We start from the raw sequence: 19,307 nt of genomic DNA on the forward strand, positions 1-19,307 counted from the left end.
CAGCAATGATTCTGTATAAATCGTTTTAAGCTTTTCTTAAGTTTAAATTGATAAACTGAATATAATTTTGTAGACAATGATTTTTCCCATGCCAAAACACTTGATCCATACCGGAAAACCACATCGTATCTCCCAAATTCATATCGATCACGCCAATCAACGATGCCATTTTATCGTCTCAGCTCCCCCCTTTACCCCAGACATTAAAATCAATGAAATACAAGCCGAGGTCATCGCCCATCTTCAACGGGTCTTTGGCGACTTATTTGACCGCAAGGCGTTTAACATGGAATTTAAACCCACCGGGGTTGAGTTTCGCTACACGATAAGCGATAAAGCAACTTTATTGTTAGCCTTCCTGAAGCTTGCAAAATACCCAACGTACATCAACCGAATTAAAGAACCTTGTATCGATGACATTAAACAATTCGTTGAGTCGGAGCCGAAACAAAAGCTTAAGAGCAATCCTGAAATCGGATTTGAGCCGGGGTTGCGTTCGCAAATGCACCGCCATACGCATGGTGAGGAATCCGACATCATCGAATACAAAAACAAAAAATACCGGTTTCTCACCGGTAGTATTGATTTTGCAGCCGAGGTTCCTAAACGCGTCGCCTCAGTGGGTCATACACGAGAAATCATTCTCCTCGATCCAGACAATGACCGGATGCAGGAACTTTATCAGGAATTTGAAAAATACCTTGCCCGCCTGGGGAAAAATGTACCCCTGGAGGATGTATTCAGGCACGCCAGACGTTTCTCGAATAATAAAATCGATAACACTGATTTTGAGCCGGATGCCAAAGCCAGGGATCGTGTGAAGATAGGAAAACAGGAAAAAAAATTACCCCTCTATACCTTGGAAGAAATCATTGAACAACGAAAAGGGGTATGCAGGCATCATGCGCTGTTTACTGCTTTTTTATTAGGACAATACATTCGAAAACAGTCCATTGCGAATGCCAGTGTTTATCACTGTCGGGACAGTTGGGATCATCCCAGAAAAAAAGAGCCCGTTGCCCATACCTGGGTCGTGTGTAAACAAAATAATTCGTTGTTCTTAATTGATTCCATGTGGAATGTACAATACAACCTGAGCGATTACACCGAGTATTCAAAAGCTTGCCAGGCCTACACGAAAGAGGTGATAGACCGCACCCTTAAACGCGCCCATTTAAGCCCTCCTGTCCAGGTGGCGTTATCGCCGCTTCCCAAGCCTGTAGTGGGCATGAAGCTCCCCAAAGACCCCGCCTCAGAAAAGACAAAGCAATTAAAAGCCCAACTCGATTTGCTTGAGAACGCAGATTGTGAGGTTGTTAGGCAATTGATTGCTCAAGGTGCCGATGTGAATGCACAGGGGGTTAAAGGCTGGACTGCCGCCCACGTTGCAGCCCGAAAGGATGATCGCAGCCTGGTGCTGTTTCTTAAGGAAAAAAATGCCAATTTTAATTTAAAATCCGCCAGCAGACAGCGCTCTGCCCTTTTTTATGCTCAAAATCGTGCCATGATTGAACTCCTGGTGGACTATGGGGCCGATCCTTTTCAGGAAGATGGGACGCCGCAACGAATGACCCCTTTACGGCAACACGAAAAAATCATTTCAGCCAATGAGTTATTGAAAGGTGAAATTGATAAACTGAACGGCGCCAACTTGGATTTAATAAAAAAATTGATTGCGGGAGGCGCTGATGCCAATGCTCAGGGTGAGTACACAGGTTGGACCGCTGCTCATTTGGCAGCCGATAAAAATGACGCCTCTTTGCTTCAATTACTCAGTGAAAAAAAGGCTGATTTTAATCTTAAATCACTCAAACGCGGCCGCTCGCCACTTTTTTATGCGCAAACCCGTGAAATGGTACGGCTTCTAGTCTCTCAAGGAGCACATTTGCTTCAGGAAGACGCAACCTCCGCAACTACCCCTCTAAAAGTGCTTTTGGAAAAACGCATTGTTTCAGCGGATGAACTACTTAAACATGAACTGAATAAGGGGAAAACCGCCGACAGTCGAGTCATAAAGGCCCTGATCGAGGCTGGTGCCCATGTGAATACGCAAGGAAGCAAATCCGGCTGGGCTGCTGTTCATTACGCCGCCAAGTGCGGCGATAGCGATTTACTTGGCTTTTTGATCAAAAAAAAGGCAGACCTGAATTTAAAATCAATCCCGCAGGGGCATTCTCCCCTGTTTTATGCTAAAAACAAGAAAACCGCCGATTTTCTTCTCCAACAAGGCGCTGATTTACTCCAGGAAGATAACACTATCCCCACAGGCTTAACTGCTCTACAGTCGCTATTGGCCAGAAACATTTTTTCGGCTGATGAGTTGTTAAATAGGGAACTGGACAAAAGGGAAAAAGCTAATCCTGCGATCATTAAAGCCCTCCTTGTCGAAGGTGCGAATATTAATTTGCAGGGGCAAAAATCGGGCTGGACAGCTGCTCATTGCGCAACACAATGGGATGATGCGGCTTTACTCAAATTTTTAATTAAACGAAACGCTGACCTTAATCTCAAGTCAACAACCAGTCAATCATCCCCTTTATTTTATGCCCGCTCAGCCACGATCGCCAAGTTACTGATAAGCCATGGGGCCGATTACAAGCAAACGAACGCCACGCAGCCTGCCTATCAGGCCTTAATGGCCAAACCAGATTTAAACTCAACAGAAATGAGAGGGTTCCTGCTATCCCATGAATTGAAAAAGACAGGGTTTCGCAATATCAGCGCCCCGTTTTTAGCCGAATGCACACCCAAAGACCATGTACAACAAGTCAAATTACTCCATGATTTGGGCCGCTTCCTGGAAGGACAAATCGCGCGTCTTGACAGACTGTCGCGTTTTACCAAAGGGGTAGATGATAAAGCCACGCTGTATCGCTCGCTCATTGATGAGATTCGAGACACACTGAAAAAGGGTGACTTGGGCAATGACACGATAAAGAATCTGATTTATCAAACCGCTACGATATCCCATCATCGCCGCTACCGCACCAGTAACAAAGCGGCTGCCTTTTTTTCAGCGGGATGTTACCGCGTGGAAGCGCAGTCCTGGAAAGACTACAAGGCATGGGTACGCAACCTCAATGCTGCAGACCCTGACAGCCCCTTCCAGGGTATCCTGTCAGACAGTACCACTATTCGCAAAAACAGATTAGCCATCACACTTTCCACTGAAGACGGCAGTGTGACGGAAGTCACAGGCTATGAGGCGTACCGTTCAAAAAAATTAAACCCCTGATCGACAGGAAATAAAAAGCCGCGGCTTAAGAGAGTGTCTTGCCCGGTTTACGTGTCGGGTTGACCCGACTTTATCCTGGCCATGCCCGGAAACAACGAACGCGACTTTAATTCCCGCCCCCCCAAAAGATGGTCAATGGCCTGACGCAGGATGAATTTAGCTGTTTTCAGGACCTGTAAATCGTCGAACCGATCATGGGCCAAACCCAGCACACTCTGCCCCGAGAAGCCGGCGCTGCCTTTCTCAAGGCCCCTCCCAACCGTAAAGCCATACTGGTTACACGGTTCCACCGGTGCGCCATGAACATCGCGAGTTAACACCAGCGAATAGCCGCACACAGCAAGCAGTTGCATTTCAAAACGACGCAGCAACGCCTCGATAGCCAGTTTGTTATTCACGGCCGCAAGCCCCTGCAGCGTGTATTGATAAGCCTTAAACAGGGCGGTGTAACATTCACCGGCATTGAGTGTGTAGTAAAGCAGCTCATTGACATAAAGGCCGGCAAACAAGGACAGGCCGCTCAGTTTAAGCGAGGGCGCCATGGTTTCCAGACGATTGACGTAATGCCAGTCCTGGCGGTTTTCCACCGCCACCCATAAGGGAGTAAAGGCTTGCAGCAAGCCCTGCTTTTTGGTCGCCCGTCCACCGCGATAAAGGCAATGCAGCAAACCCTGCTCGGGCGTAAAAAAGCTCAAATGGACACTGGTATCTCCCGAAGGACGCTTGTGTAAAAGCCAGGCTTCGTATTGATTAGTGGTCATAACCTAATTGTTTTAAAATCCTTTCATCATCTGCCCAGCCGGATTTTACCTTGCACCAGCACTGAAGAAACACCTTTTTACCTAATAATTTTTCCATGTCCAAACGGGCAGCAGTAGCGATTTCTTTTAATTTTTGGCCTTTTTCACCAATAATAATCCGCTTGTGATTATCTTTTTCCACCAAAATCAGGGCATGGATGCGGACCATATGACCTTCGTCTTTATAGGATTCGATATCCACGGTGGTGGAATAAGGCAATTCCTGACCACAAAGACGAAATATTTTTTCACGTACGAGCTCGGCACAAAGAAATTTAATGGGCCTATCCGTGAATTGATCATCATCAAACAGATGAGGGCCTTCGGGTAAAAAAGCTTTCAGGGCCTGTTGTAATTGCTCAACCTGGACCCCTGTTTTAGCTGACAGCGGTATAATGGAAGCAAACGCGTAGTGTTGACTTATCTGTTCCATCCACGGCAGCAACTGATCCTTATCCGCTATTTTGTCCACTTTGTTCACAGCCAGGATACAGGGAACTTTTGCCTGCCTGACAAGATTCAACACATGTTCATCTTCGTCTGTCCAATGGGTGCCGTCCACCACCATCACTGCCACATCCACATCGCGTAAAACGCTGTTGGCGGTTTTGTTCATCAGGCGGTTCATCGCTTTTTTAGCCCCTTGATGTATACCTGGCGTATCCACATAAACAGACTGGTACTCCCCTTCTGTCTGAATGCCTAAAATGCTGTGGCGGGTCGTCTGGGGCTTGCGCGAGGTAATACTCAATTTTTGCTGTAAAATACGGTTTAGCAAGGTGGACTTACCCACATTGGGGCGTCCCACCAGGGCAATATAACCACAATAACTTGTCATCAATCCTTCCTGTTTATTTTTCGCACATTTTAACAGCCTGTGCCGGGAATTTCCAACATTAAATACCTTGCCACCCCGTTATTAAAGGGATATGGTGATGGGATTAGGATGTTGGATAAAAAGTAATTATGGCACGTTACAGGATAGTTGACGGTATTCCACGGGAAGTTATCCCGCTGCAAATAAAACCCGCTGCCCATCAGGAAATTCCCAGCATCACCGGCTCGATAACCAGCCCGCAGGCGGGAACCGTGCTTTATGGGTACTACAGCATGGATTATCGGCTTCCCGGCGGTGATATGTTAAGGCTATTGGCGAATCATAATCAAAAAACCGTCCAGCTATTACTGTTGACAAGCGACGCAGAAAAATTAAAACAATTGCCAGGAACCCGTTCGGCTTCCCTGGTGGCCAATGCCATCGCCCACATCCATCGTTATTGCATACGTTCCGAAAGCTACAGCAAACCGCGCACCGCCGCCCAACTGAAGAAATTTAACCTGGCTAAAAAAACCATGCAGCGATTAAGCCGTCTGCTTGCCGTCGAACGGGCCATTCCTGTCGGCGATTGGGCCGCTTATGAGGCGCTTCGTCACCAGGTCATTACCCTTATCGAAGAATGCCGGGCAGAAAACCGGTTATTAACCACCAATCCCATTCTCTCTGAAGGGCAGTTGGAAACCATCCTTTATGATGCGCGGCAGGAAGCGCAGCATTTTGAGTTCAATCGTGTTTTTCCCGTGTCGCCCCTTGATCAACTGGATTTTACCCGTGTTAAGCAAAAGCGGAAGGGCAAAGCCACGACATTTATCTGGGATAGCGACCTTCATTTGGGTCATGACGAGCAGGCCCTGCATGACACCTTAAGGGTAATCAGCGACATGTATGGGTTATTGCCCGCCTTAAGCCTGAATCATGTTCCTGCCAACCGTTTCAAACGTCTTGAAGCATTTTTTTACAAACTCTGGAACGATGGACATGACTGGATTAATCATTTGGCCAGCCGCAAGAAACTGCCGCATGCCATCGATGCCGATAATCACAGCAATGGCCTGTCGTTGTTAAAAATCAAACCCTATTACAGCCTTGGAGGCATCCCGCAGCGAGGTTATGGTCATGTGGCCGAACTGGTTCACTGCCTGACCGGCGGCAATGAAGAGGGTAAAACAGCGCAATCGCTTGACGAAGCCCGGAAATTACTGACATCCAGCCCAAATGGCAGTTGGGTATTACTTGACAGCCAACCGCAGATTCTCATCCGCCAGAATGATGATTTGCTGCAATTGAATTATTTTGAGCAAGACCATTTAATCTATCCTCTGCCCCACGGCGAGGATTTGTTTGCCTTAAGTCAATTAAGCAAACAGCATCTTTACCTGCCTGAAAAATTTAAACTCCATGCGCGGGCTTTTTTTTCAAAAATTCCTTTATTTTTCAGTTATTTTTTTAATAGCCTGATGTCTTTCACCAAGGACTTGAGACGGGAATTTCACCAGCATGTACACCAAGGCCATGCCGTTCAGGATAAAACGATACCCCCGGATGAGTCCAGGTCGTTGCACCCTATTCTTAACTCCCTGCAAGACGTATTGAACGGGCATGGTTTGCTGGCAACCGGGCAAACCCTTGAAGAGTTTGTCCGGGAAAAAATTGCCAATAGCCCTTATGTGGTCGTGCGTCAACAACATCGCCCTTCAGCACCTGCTTATGACAATCCGCTGCATCGCTCTTTCCATGTCCTGCGACACATCGCAGGCTTTTTTGTTGACACCAGCGAACGCAATCCCATTGTAGGAACCCTGGCGATGACCGCCTATCTTTATGGCGGTTGTGCGGTATTGACGCCCAAGGCGTTGACGGCGGTTTTAACCAAACTGCATTTGCATGGGCTTATCCGCGGCATTGCACCCACCCAGGCTTTGGGACACTGGATGAGCCATGGTCAGACTTCGGAAGCAATTTCTGCCGCTGTCACGTATTGGCAGGCCATCATCGTCGGCGGCGATCTGGACCAATTCTTCATTAAAGCAGTAAGCGTGCTGCATGAAGAACCCGCCGAAGTGGCCATTATTGTCGCCCTGGCGTTGGGACTGGGGTATGGCTTAAGCCGGCTGATTCCCTCCCTTCAGGAAGAAATGGGGGAGTTTCCCTACCCCAATTATGCGGCGATTGGCGCCAAAGGGGGGGCAGCTCTTTATGATACCGTCATGTATCCCGGCGATGATTGGTTGTTAGGCAGTCTTAAATGGCTGCTTAAGGGAGTGCTATCCCTTGGGAAAATCCTGATTGCTCCTCTGGTTGAAGCCTCCCATTATGGTTATCGTCAAGGGTTTCTGCCGGGTTTGAAAAAGAGTGGCCAGGGGGCTTTAAGTGTCGTAAAACGCACGTTTGCTGCCCTGATGGATTTGGTCCTCGCGGTATTGACCATTCCCTTTCTCGAAATCAGTGCCCTGTTCATCCATGTTCCTTTTAGCGGTTTGACCAGCCTGATGAGTAAGATAATGGCTTATCTTGGCAATTGGCAAATAATCGGACAAGTCTTGCTGGATTTTGCAGCCAGACCCTCCGAACAGGCGTATTTGCGCGGGTTTCGCCTGTCGCCTCTGTATGGTTTCAGCAGCCCGTTTGGCGTTTATCATGACAACCATGTGCTTAATGTTTTATGCAACGCCGGTATGCTGCTCCTGTGGCCGCCGCTGCAGCTTATTAAAAATCTGTTGATTCTACCTTTCATTGACAGCGTTTCCTTTCTTACCCGCGCGGCTTTAATCATTGTAAACCCCACCAGCCGCTTTACCGCATTCCTCCTCGGTCAGGCCTTCATCAAATCCGGTATACTCTGGGATAATTCCTTAGGCTTGGTGTTCCAGGGAGCCGCCTGGCTTATGCTCAAAGGCAGTAATCTGTTATCAACCGAAGCCAGCGAGCTCCGTTTATCCTGTCTTGAATTGCTGCAAACTGTTCGCCACCACCTATACCATTGGGCTTTTCATGCGGAAATCCGGGAAGATCCTTACTGTGCTGAAAGTTATTTTCTCGAAGATCCTCTCCGGTTTGAGCGCTTGCCTCATTCGGAAGAGGATTGCCTGATGAAAATCATGTTAAATAATCAACAGACGAAGGCCATGCCCTTGTCGGCCCCCTCGCCTGTCAACACCTCCTGCCCTCCCCAGGAGCAATCGGCTTTGAGCGATAGCGCCAATGAACCCTTCGTACCCTTAGCCAGCTTTAAGTAGTCAATTCCCTGCTATTTATGCTTTAACGGGTTATACTATAAGCAAAAGCCATTCAATTTTGACTTTCAGGACAGGACGATGAATAAGGGATTTACCTTAATTGAATTGATGATAGCCGTTGTGGTCATTGCCATATTAACCACCATCGCTTATCCCAGTTACCTGGAATACATTACCCGAGCAAGACGCAGCGACGGGCAATCCGCGCTTCTGGATTTGGCCAGCCGTATGGAGCGTTTTTATTCTGAGCGCAATACCTATCAGACAGCCACCATCGGTACCGGCGCTGCCACCGACGTACGTGCCACGAACGTGTCGCCTGACGGCTGGTATACCCTCTCCATTACGGCACAAACTGCTTCCAGCTACACCCTGCAGGCAACGCCCAGAAACGCCCAGGGAACCGATGATACACGCTGCCAATCCCTCACCCTGAATAACCTGGGTGCCAAAGGCATTGCCAATGGTCCCGGCGGTGCACCCAGTGGCCCAGCCGCCCGGTGCTGGTAGGCATCATTGTCTTTTTTAGTTCTACTTGCGCTCATTTTGACTATTGAATAGTCAATTCGATTGGGTATATAATTAAATATCATGCTGCTGCCAGAGTTTAATATGACTGATTCGGCCAAATTGCCCCCTCATTTAAGTCCTCATTCTGATACCGATCTGAAAGATCCGGACACCTTATCGGTACAGCCGACGGAAAGGCCTTTAGTTCTAACCTTGAAAGGCAATGATGGCCAGGATGTCAACCTCACCTCCTCGCAATTGGAAAGCTGGTTTGCTGCCATTGAGCGCGACCAGATGGAAAATAATGCCAATAATGGCCTGACCCCCAATTTGCCATTACAGGAATTGCAGCGCGACCCTTATTTCGCCACCCAGTTCGTGGGACGTTACGGCATCAAAACCGCCAAAGATGTCATCGCCTTTCTCAAATCCCCCGCAGGCGACAGTGTCAAGATCATGATTGGCGAGGAATTGGCTCAGGTGGCGGCCCTTGAGGAATTTAAACGCCAGGAGTACCAAACACACGAAATCAGACAACACCGTCTGCTGGCCTTTTTACTCCTTGGCCTGCTCTACCGGGAGGCCCATGCCCGACATGTGGTTGAAGCAAACACCCAACAGGCCGAAGCGCGTGTTCAACAAGGCGAAGCCAATGTCGCCCAGGATCAACAGCGGGCGCGGGAACAACGCGTAGCCGCGCTCAATCAATCGCTGAATTCATTCAACAATACCGCCTCAGCCATCCAGTCCCGCTTAAGTGAGAAACAGCTGGAACTGGATAGCGTGCAGCGGGAATTGCAAGCCATTAATCCTGAAGAAATGGCGATGCGTTATGAAACCTTTGACAGGCATCTGAGTGAGCTGGACATTCAGTTTCAACTGCCTGAGCTTGACATTGATGAACAAATCGCAAGCCTTGAAGCTCAAAAAGCCGCTTTGGAGGCGCAATTGCAAGCTCAGTCTCCGGAAGCGCTGGAAACGGCTCTGGTTGATCCCAATGCCCCGCCGCAACTGGTGGACAGTGACAGTCTCAAGGACAGGATCGCTGAGCTCACGGAGCGTATTCATGGATTAAAACAGCACAAAGCCGCCAGCGCCAATGCGCAAATCCCTTTAATTGAAGATAAAATCAAGGCCCTAAGCGACCAATTGGAATTACAGCTAGACGACATGCAGCAATTGATTGAAAGCGGCCAGGATGACAAAGCACGCAAAATCCTGCTTGAGCACAATGGCCTGCACCTGCAAATTGCCGGGTTAAAAGACATGATGGGCGTGCTTAAAGGTGAAAAAGTCCTCTATAAGGAAGATGGACAGATTGCCAAATCCTTCGATGAAGCCGCATTTGTCCTCCCTCTGGACAAAAAAGTTGTCAAACGGGATGACAAGTTCTACTTAATCGGCGCCAAGCAGGATTTAAGTACTATGGAAGAGCATGATCTTCTGCAAGCCCAGAAAGATTTTGAACGCGCCCGCCCTGAAATCAGCAACTTAAAGCTGTTAGTAAAACACAACCACGGGTTGGAAAATGAACGATTGGAAACGGTTCAGGAAAAATCCAAATCCCTGCACAATGACATCATGATGCTTCGTAATCAACTCACCCAGATTCAGGCTGCCCAATCCAAAATCGTGGCCGAGATGCAAACACTTGATCCCACCATAACCCCGAAATCGCTGCTTCGTCCAACGATACCTACACCAACACCGTCCAGTAATCCGGTTAACTCCGTTGGCAAACCCTCGCCACAAGCGCTTCATCCTACGCAAGTGTATAAAATGCTGTATGAGATTATCCAACGGCTGCCGCCAAATCCCAAAGACGCGGTTGACCAATTTGAAAAAGAAATAGACGATGTGCAGAAGGCCAAAGGCCAACCCTTCAATGAAAAATTTAAAGCGCTGCTGAAGAAAGCCATTATTGATCCCTTACGTGCCGGTACACCTATCCCCAAGATACCGATGGATACCCTGATTCGAAGCATGCCCTATTTCGGCGTTGAACAGGAAAAAGGCAATGTCATGCCCCCCACCCCTACCTCACAAGCCAACAAACCGGAGACGCCGACTCCTTTTTCTACAACGCTTAAAATGTAACCTTGTCGTCACATTCCCCTTGCTAAGCGGCTGCAACTCTTCTAACATAAATGAATTATTGTAGGCCGCAGGCGGGAATGATGGTGACAGAAAAGTTCTTTGGTAATCAATCAATCATTGTGACACTGGATGTTGACGCCCTGTTGTTTGACCGTTTAAAACAGATTGCCCATGCCGGATTTTCCATTGTCGAAATCAATACCTGCGATCAAAGCCTCCTAAAAAAAATTCTTGAGGATTTTCCCGGTTTGCGCGTAGGTGCAGGCAATGTCATCAGCACGCAACAGCTGGAAGACTGCTATCAGGCCGGCGTTCACTTTATTTCAAGCCCAGGCTTTTTACCGGCCATCGCGCAAACAGCCGCCATTTATTCTGTCAATTATTTACCGGGGATTGCCACGATTTCGGAAGCGATGCAAGTCATCGCCTTAGGCTACCATCAAGCCCGCCCCTACCCTGCGACGCTGTCTTTTTGTGCCTTACTTAACAAAAATCTGCCCATGCTGCGTTTATTTCCAGCTGAAATTGAATGGGATGAAGCGGAACATTATTTGAATTTACCCGCCGTTGCTGCCGTCAGTATTTTAAACCCTGAAAGCAAGCAACTGAGTGCATTATCGACCGGGGTTTTTGCATAAATCAATCAGCAATAAAACCGCACCCAGACAAATAGCGCTATCGGCCAAGTTAAATACTGGCCAATGATGGTTTTTGTAATACACATCAATAAAATCAATCACGTGCCCTAAAAAGGCCCGGTCGTACAGATTACCTACTGCACCGCCCAGAATGAGACTCACAGCTAAGGATTGCAAAACAGCCTGCCTGGGTAAACGGATTAACCAAACAATCAATACGATGCTCATGACAATACTGAAGCTTGCAAAAAACCAGCGGTTCCAACCGCCGACGCCGCTCAAAAAGCTAAAGGCAGCGCCGGTATTGTAAGCCAGTGTTAAATTGATCATGGGCATGATGGGCTTCGGCTGATACGGATTAAGCCAGATTGCCGCTGCGTATTTACTCAACTGATCGAGCCCCAAAACCACCAGACTCAACATAAACCAGGCCCATTTTTTCATGCAAACAACCTCGTTTCATCCTGACCCGAAATATTGTCCACGCAGCGCAGACAGAGTTGGGGGTGAGTCTTATCCTGCCCCACATCCTGCCGCCTGTGCCAGCACCGCTCGCATTTTTCGTAGGTGATGGCTTTAACTTCTACCGCAATACCCAGCTCGTCATTGCGCATCGCGGCAACCGGGGCCTGGTTAAACGGCAGCAAGACCGCACTGGAGGTTATCAGCAAAAACCGCAGTTCATTCTCAACCGATTGCAGGCGGGCGAATAAATCCGGATTTGCATATAAAATGACCTCGGCTGCCAGACCTGAGCCAATGGCTCCCTGCTGACGCTCAATTTCCAGGGCTTTATTGACCTCATCACGCACCAGTTGCAGCTGTTGCCAGAACACCATATCCACGCCCTCAATCACCGGCCAATCCTGATACCAAGTGGTCAGAAAGACCGACTCTTCAGACTGACCAGGAATTTCATGCCAGATTTCCTCTGCCGTAAACGATAAAATGGGGGCAAGCCAGCGTGTCAAGGCATGAATGATATGATACATGGCGGTTTGACAAGAGCGTCGGGCAATGCTGTTTTTTGGTGTGGTGTATTGACGGTCCTTAATCACATCCAGATAAAAACTACCCAGATCCACCGCACAAAAATTATGAATTTTCTGATAAATAACATGGAATTGATACTGGTCATAGGCTGTTAAAATCTCATCCTGTAGTTGCTGGCAGCGCTTAATCGCCCAACGATCAAGCTCGACCATCTCCTTGCTCGCCACGCCATGTGCCTCAGGATCATAATCAAACAGATTCGCCAATAAAAACCGTGCCGTATTGCGGATGCGGCGGTAGGCATCGGCATTGCGCTTGATAATTTCATCCGAAATACTCACTTCATGCCTGTAATCCGTGGATGAGACCCACAAACGCAGAATATCGGCGCCATGCTGGGCCACCAATTTATCAAGAGCAATGTAATTACCCTTTGATTTCGAGAGCTTCCGGCCATCGGCATCGACAGTATAGCCGTGGGTTAGCACGGTTTTATAAGGCGCATGCCCATCAATAGCGACGGCGGTAGTCAACGATGAATTAAACCAGCCGCGGTGCTGATCCGAGCCTTCAAAATACACATCAGCCGGGTAGCAAAGGGCTTCATTCTGTTTCAGTACCGTGTAGTGCGATACACCGGAATCGAACCAGACATCGAGTGTGTCGGTTATTTTCTCATAATCCTCAGCGTCTTTGCCCAACAACGCGTCGCTGTCTAATTCAAACCAGGCATCAATGCCTTGTTTCTCAACCCGTTGCGCCACGTCTTCAATCAACTTCACGGTATCGGGGTGCAATTCCCGGGTGACCTTATGCACAAACAAGGGCATGGGCGTCCCCCAGGCGCGTTGCCTTGAGATACACCAATCCGGCCGTGTCTCAACCATATTGCCGATGCGTGCCTTACCCCACTCTGGAACCCAGTTAACCTGGTCAATGGTTGCTTTGATTTTTTCACGCAGGCCATTTTTATCCATGGCAATAAACCATTGCGGCGTGGCCAAAAAAATCATCGGGGTTTTATGGCGCCAGCAATGGGGATAACTATGGGTCAGTTTTTCATGATGAAGCAGCACACCACGCTCGTTTAGGACTTCAATCACACGGTCATTGGCTTTTAATACCGACAAACCAGCAAAGAGCGGCACATCCGGGGTATAACAGCCATTTGCCATGACTGGATTAATCAAGGGCAGATTATACTGCTGACCGACCTGGTAATCATCCGGTCCATGCGCCGGCGCGGTATGAACACAGCCGGTTCCCGATTCGGTCGTGACATGATCACCCAGTACAATCGGTACAGTACGCTCGTTGAAGGGATGCTGCAAAACGGTGTTAACCAATTGTTTACCGGCCATTTGACCATGACGCACAACCCCTTCAAGACCATAACGTACCATGACCGTATCAACCAGTTCAGCCGCCAGAATGAAGTAACGATTGCCTGCTTCTACCAGTTCGTACTGGATTTCAGGATTAAGACAGACTGCCTCATTGGCCGGTAGGGTCCAGGGCGTTGTCGTCCAAATGGGAACAATGACGGGTTTTACTGCGAGTTGCGAAGAAAACCTGGCTAAAACCGCAGCGGGTTGAACAGCGGCAAACGCGACATCAATGGAGGGTGATACCTTGTCTTCGTAATCGACCTCGGCTTCTGCCAGTGCCGACCCACAATCGATGCACCAGTGCACGGGTTTAAAGCCCTGCTGTAAATGGCCGTTGGCGATTATTTTCCCCAAGGCACGGATAATGTTGGCTTCGTAATGAAAATCAAAGGTTGCATAGGGATGATCCCAATCACCAAAGACACCCAGGCGCTTAAACTCCTCGCGCTGAATGTCAATTTGGCTGGCCGCATACTCGCGGCATTTTTGGCGGAATTCCCGGGCGCTGATCTTGGCACCCGCTTTTCCGACTTTCTTTTCAACATTTAACTCAATCGGCAAGCCGTGGCAATCCCAACCCGGAACAAAAGGGGCATCATAGCCGCTTAGGGTTTTGGATTTCACAATGATGTCTTTTAGAATTTTATTTAAGGCATGGCCGCAATGCAGATGGCCGTTAGCATAGGGAGGTCCGTCATGCAGAATGAATTGGTCAGCACCGGCACGCGCCTTTCTGATTTTTTCATAGACCTGCCCCGCCTGCCAGTCAGCAAGCCGCTGCGGTTCGCGCTGGGCGAGATTGGCCTTCATCGGGAAAGCGGTATCGGGTAAATTCAATGTCTCTTTGTATTCTGCCATCTTAAGCTTACTCACCTAGGTTAACTTGAATGCGGATAGCCTGAAGGCTGCTTTTGCCGCATCAATATCGTTTTGGATCTGGGCTATTAACTCGCCTATCGATGAAAATTTCTTTTCATCCCGCAATTTGTGCAGGAAAAAAACCTGCAAAAACTCGCCATATAAATTGCCATTAAAATTAAACAAATGGACTTCCAATACCACCTTGCTGCCATCGACAGTGGGCCGCCTGCCAAGGTTGGCCACCCCCTCAAGCAATTGACCATTCTGCCGCTGCACCCTCACGCAAAATACACCCTGTAATGGTAAATTGGCGCGCCGACCGCTGAGATTGGCCGTCGGGATGCCCCATTGCCGCCCTCGTCCTTCGCCACGGCTAACCCGGCCGCACAGGCTGTAAGTGCGCCCCAGGAGCCTTGACGCGCCATGAAGATCGGCTTTAGCCAATAAATGGCGGATCCGGGTGGAACTCACCCGCGCGCCTTCGGCCGTAAAATCCTGAATGGTTTCCACGGTGCAATCTTGTTCCTCAGCCATTTGCCTCAGCAAATGAATATCGCCCTGGCGCTTATATCCGAAGCGAAAATCCTCACCAACCAGCAGATACCGCATGCTCAGCTGCGTAAAAAAATACGTACGGGCAAAGTCTTCAGCCGTCAAAGTGGCTAAAGACTGATTAAAGCGCAAACAATAAACATAATCAATGCCCAATTCCTTCACGCGGGCTAATTTCTCCCGTAACGTGGATAAACGGGCAGGCGCTGTTTGAGGATGCAGGTATTCACCGGGTTGAGGCTCAAACAAAATCACAACACTCGGCAGATTGAGTCGTTGTGCCTGCCGGCGCAACTGCGTCAGCAAGGCCTGATGGCCCAGATGAACCCCATCAAAATTACCGATGGTTACTACAGAGCCCTGAATAAATGGTTGATAGAATGATATTCCGCGCAACAGCCTCATGCTTGCTTTTATGACAAAGATAAAAGCGTGATTATACCCAGTTTAGTCAGGATTGAGAAATAGTGGGAGCAGGATTCAAGCCGCAGCTCAAGGTCAATAAAACCGCTTTTTGACATTAAATAATTCATAATTTTCAAATTTTGATCTAAAATAATTTTAAATCAGTCTAAGAGAGCAGGAATTTTATGTTCACACCAAAGGCCCCATCCCAGACACGCAGCGAAGTTTCTCGTCTGAATGCCTTCGCCAGTACCGATCAAACCCTTTGGGAACAATATTCCAAAGAAGTGGAAGAAAAAATTTTAGGCATGATTCAGGATAATTGTTCCTTTGAAGAAATCCATCGCTTTGCCTCCTCTTCCCGCAGCAGGATAGCCAAAGAACTTAAGCATGAAACAGGGAAGGACCATACGTTTGGTCAATACAGAAATTCCGAAAGGGAGTTAGATATTCGCCAGGATATTTACAGTGACGAGTACTTTGCCACCTCAACCGGTGCCAACTATCCCATTTTAATCAAACTTAAAGCCATCATTTTATCGCAAAAAGACACGAAAGAGGTGACGAAACAAACACAACCTGATCATTCTATTGAATATCAATCGCGTCCTCAGGGTTCTACTTATTTACCCGAGATGATTAGATTGCCCTACAGTACTGCCTATGCCAATTTGTCATTCAGCATGACGCTCACGCCAAATAAGGCCTTCCCATCTTACCTGGAACCTAAAATCTCAGTAACCCACGGTTACATGAACCATTATGTCCTGAAGACCGCCATGGCAGGATTAAACGATTTTTTTATCACCTTAAAAAAGCCCGACGATGAACAAACGTATCTGAATAGAGTAGGTTTGCTTGCCTATGATTTATCCCGTTTGATGTTTTTAGAACGCGGTGGGGCTGCTGTTCATGGCTGGATCATTCGCGCCCTGATTAAATCCAAATTTAAAGTCGATATCGGCAACTTGAGTATCTATGGTATACCTTTTGATATTTATGCCCAGGTACAACTGGATAGAGAGCAGTACGCTAAAGACTTTATGCTATCCATTACCCGCTTAATGAAGCAGGCCGCGGATGAGAAGAAAACCCAATCGAGTAAGGAAGAAAAAGAAGAACTGGTCAGTTCACCTTATCCTGACTTCCTTGAATTGCCTTCTTCGGATTCTAAACAGGAAAAAACTGATTTGCGCTCACTGAAAAGCGTATTCAGTACATCAATCAGTTTACCCACACCGAATGATCAGTCCGACAAAAATTCACCCTACTCCGGTTTTTTTTCGACAAATAAAAAACTGGCCGAGGGTTATTCTTTTGTGAATAGCACACAGTGCTTATTACGGGGAGACACAAGAAAACCTGAATTTATTATGGCTTGTGGGGGATTTAATCCCTGGGCTTCGCATGATCTTTTCCAATTGCTTGAACAAATGGACATCTGTCAAAATGCCCAGGAATTTAATCGGCTGAGCCAGCTAGTCAATAATATGTTGGCTTCCAATCAAATCATTCCTGAGGAAGTGCAGGTCGCCCAACAAATTATCGCGTTGCGAAACATGTTGAAAGAGGTCGAGGATGCCAACTTAAAATCAATCTGTAAAGCGGAAATCAAAACGCTTGAAGAGCGGCTTCAGTTCATCAGTCAGCCTCAATATAAAGTTGAGCAACTTAAAGATAAATTGGAGAAAGAGGAATTAAAGGCGCTGACGAGTGCGGTATTTAACCCGTTGGATCCGAATTTACATCGGGCAACCACTCAGGCTAATGCGTCTGGCTTTGTTTCATTTACCGATTCCCTGGCTGTGGCCAGCAGCTTCGCCACTAAATTCAGCCGACAGGCAGAACCTATTTCTGTAGGGTATGTTTATGTGGTACGAGGTCGAGGAACACTTATTGCAAATAAATCAACTCAACATGGTTTTGAACACGAATACTCATTGCCAGGCGGGCTTGATTGGCGTGATGTCCTTGCTTTTCGTGAAGTTAAATATGATTCGAAAGCTCAGTGTTTTCATTTTTCAGGATCAACGTTCGTCAATAAGGAATTTTCACAAAAATTGAAATCCCAGGCTGAAGAAATCATGGTGTTGCTGTCTAATAGAAAACCCGGCAAAGAGCAACAGAATAGCAAGGGGAATGATAACCAGTCCCCTTCCTGTACTATTCTCTAATCGCACTAGGTTCGTTTTTGAATCTGGTTTGAATAATCAGGCTCACTGTCCTCGGATGGGCATTGACCTCCTGATAAATGGCCACAGTCAATCCCTGACAAGTGACTATCCAGAGGATTGGTATCTGACATTTCGCCAAACAAGGCTGGATTACTTTGCTGCCCTTCGAAACCGTAAGGAGGGGGTTGATAGGCATTCGCCGTGGATTGTTGATTCATCGAGGTATTGACGTTTCCTAAACCATTTTTAAAAATCTGCATGGCCTGCTCATTATAGCCCAGACGATTCATTAACTCATTGGGATTTTGACCAGCAATCTGCATCAAATCACGGTAGGAAGGGCTATCCTTATAAAACCGCTGAATCACCTGCTCTGCTGCCTTCACATCGTCATCAGTAAAGGGCTGGCTGGCTGGTTTGCCGCCCAAATCCTTGGAAATTTCATAATGAGCGAGGATTTTTTCAAATTTTCTGCAACCCTCAAGATCATTGGAATAGCAACGCAACCATTCACTTTTGAGATCAGCATTGTAATCAAAAATTCCGCTTTCCCTTAATCTTTCATCCAGAGAATCCACCTGATTAATCAGGTTTTGCGCTTTTTCATGCACCTCGGTGTCGTACGTCAGATTGTCCCCCCGATTTGCGCCGTAGCTCTCAGGCAGAAACTTTTCACGAAGTTCCCGGCGTTCAGTGGAAAAATCCCATATATCCTTTCGGGCAGCACTCTCAGCGTCCATACGGGTAATTTTTCGATCACGTGGCATGATAAGTCCCAATCAATACTATGGTATAACTATAGCATCAGTACGATAATTGTACACTTTAATCACTCCTATTCCTCATATTTTGACTTATCATCTTGTCAAATCTAACCCCAGGATGCGTGGAAGGAATAATTTAGCGGTTTAAAATGCAGAACAATCGTTTAAAGGGCATCTTTTTGAAGATGGGATAGCGTTTCAAACAAACAACCGTTGCATGAAACGCTGAATGGCTAAGCTTTGCTAACTACTTGTCGCTGACATGAGGTCTGACAATAAGCACATCACATTCGGCTCCATGCAGGATGGCATTGGCTGTAGAGCCTAAAAGGAGGGCTAAACCATGCTTACCATGGCTTCCAGTGACGATTAAATCAATTTTTTTCTCTTTGGCCACACGCAATATTTCATTTTTGGTAGAACCAAATTCAATCATGCAATGCGCATCATCCACGCTCAGTTTTTTGGCTAAAGCGGCCAATTCTTTCTCAGCCTGCTCACGAATGGATACCTCCACTTCTGCAAATCCGGCAAATCCTGGGTATGCATAGGCCGGGATAGGCTCAACAACATGGACCAGGAGTAAATCGGCGCCATTCTCATCAGCAATCTTTTTTGCTTTATGTGCAGCTTTTATACCCACTTCATCGAAATCTGTGGCAAACAAAACCCTTTTATACATGATTCTCTCCTTGACACTGACTTTTATAGCCTAGCAGAATTTATTTTAATTTCCCATAGGATGGCTTATCGGTTAAACTTTTTATTTTTTAGGCAACCGCGTCTATTTATTCATTCAATGGCTTGCTTTCCGGC

At 47.4% G+C, this 19,307-nt stretch carries 13 protein-coding genes; 6 read left to right on the forward strand and 7 right to left on the reverse strand.

Annotation, left to right across the window (positions count from 1 at the left end; genetic code table 11):
* Window positions 1-88 precede the first annotated feature (88 nt).
* Window positions 89-3,235: an ankyrin repeat domain-containing protein gene (locus tag Lery_RS10410; RefSeq protein ID WP_058527193.1), complete on the forward strand. Its 3,147-nt coding sequence runs from the start codon at window positions 89-91 to the stop codon at window positions 3,233-3,235.
* A 47-nt stretch (window positions 3,236-3,282) separates the two neighbouring features.
* On the opposite strand, the gene recO is transcribed toward Lery_RS10410, so the two are convergent.
* Window positions 3,283-3,996, reverse strand: coding sequence for a DNA repair protein RecO (gene recO / locus Lery_RS10415; protein ID WP_058527194.1), 714 nt, complete (start codon window positions 3,994-3,996; stop codon window positions 3,283-3,285).
* Window positions 3,986-4,873, reverse strand: coding sequence for a GTPase Era (gene era, locus Lery_RS10420; protein WP_058527195.1), 888 nt, complete (start codon window positions 4,871-4,873; stop codon window positions 3,986-3,988). Before era ends, recO begins: the two co-directional genes overlap by 11 nt.
* A 128-nt stretch (window positions 4,874-5,001) precedes the next feature.
* Here era and Lery_RS10425 point away from each other — a divergent pair, with 128 nt between their 5' ends.
* From Lery_RS10425 to Lery_RS10440, 4 genes are all read left to right on the forward strand, one after another.
* Window positions 5,002-8,109, forward strand: a complete 3,108-nt coding sequence (locus Lery_RS10425) for a hypothetical protein (protein ID WP_058527196.1) — start codon at window positions 5,002-5,004, stop codon at window positions 8,107-8,109.
* A 78-nt stretch (window positions 8,110-8,187) separates the two neighbouring features.
* On the forward strand, window positions 8,188-8,619 hold the full coding sequence (locus Lery_RS10430; protein WP_058527197.1) for a type IV pilin protein: 432 nt from the start codon (window positions 8,188-8,190) through the stop codon (window positions 8,617-8,619).
* Between the two features lie 102 nt (window positions 8,620-8,721).
* Window positions 8,722-10,716 carry a hypothetical protein gene (locus Lery_RS10435; RefSeq protein WP_131751158.1) on the forward strand — a complete coding sequence of 665 codons (1,995 nt, stop codon included), beginning with the start codon at window positions 8,722-8,724 and terminating at the stop codon, window positions 10,714-10,716.
* Between the two features lie 80 nt (window positions 10,717-10,796).
* The gene (locus Lery_RS10440; RefSeq protein ID WP_058527199.1) at window positions 10,797-11,354 is read left to right on the forward strand and encodes a multidrug DMT transporter permease; all 558 of its coding nucleotides are present in this window, start codon (window positions 10,797-10,799) and stop codon (window positions 11,352-11,354) included.
* Here the strand turns inward: Lery_RS10440 and lspA are convergent.
* From lspA to ribF, 3 genes are read right to left on the reverse strand one after another with little or no spacing between them, the layout of a single operon-like run.
* Complete coding sequence (gene lspA / locus Lery_RS10445) at window positions 11,331-11,798, reverse strand: signal peptidase II (RefSeq protein ID WP_058527200.1); 468 nt, start codon at window positions 11,796-11,798, stop codon at window positions 11,331-11,333. The genes Lery_RS10440 and lspA overlap by 24 nt on opposite strands.
* Complete coding sequence (gene ileS, locus Lery_RS10450; RefSeq protein WP_058527275.1) at window positions 11,795-14,593, reverse strand: isoleucine--tRNA ligase; 2,799 nt, start codon at window positions 14,591-14,593, stop codon at window positions 11,795-11,797. The genes lspA and ileS overlap by 4 nt, the downstream gene beginning before the upstream one ends.
* Before the next feature lie 15 nt (window positions 14,594-14,608).
* Window positions 14,609-15,553 (reverse strand): bifunctional riboflavin kinase/FAD synthetase, encoded by a 945-nt coding sequence (gene ribF, locus Lery_RS10455; protein WP_058527201.1) that lies wholly within the window; start codon window positions 15,551-15,553, stop codon window positions 14,609-14,611.
* Window positions 15,554-15,738: 185 nt separating this feature from the next.
* Here ribF and Lery_RS10460 point away from each other — a divergent pair, with 185 nt between their 5' ends.
* Window positions 15,739-17,727, forward strand: coding sequence for a PCRF domain-containing protein (locus Lery_RS10460; RefSeq protein ID WP_058527202.1), 1,989 nt, complete (start codon window positions 15,739-15,741; stop codon window positions 17,725-17,727).
* A 5-nt stretch (window positions 17,728-17,732) separates the two neighbouring features.
* Here the strand turns inward: Lery_RS10460 and Lery_RS10465 are convergent, their stop codons facing one another.
* Together Lery_RS10465 and Lery_RS10470 are read right to left on the reverse strand one after the other, a co-directional pair.
* Window positions 17,733-18,494: a hypothetical protein gene (locus Lery_RS10465; RefSeq protein WP_058527203.1), complete on the reverse strand. Its 762-nt coding sequence runs from the start codon at window positions 18,492-18,494 to the stop codon at window positions 17,733-17,735.
* 244 nt (window positions 18,495-18,738) lie between these two features.
* Window positions 18,739-19,173, reverse strand: coding sequence for a universal stress protein (locus Lery_RS10470; protein ID WP_058527204.1), 435 nt, complete (start codon window positions 19,171-19,173; stop codon window positions 18,739-18,741).
* Between the last annotated feature and the right edge of the window lie 134 nt (window positions 19,174-19,307).

Source organism: Legionella erythra, from assembly GCF_001467615.1.
Taxonomy (GTDB): Bacteria; Pseudomonadota; Gammaproteobacteria; order Legionellales; family Legionellaceae; genus Legionella_C; species Legionella_C erythra.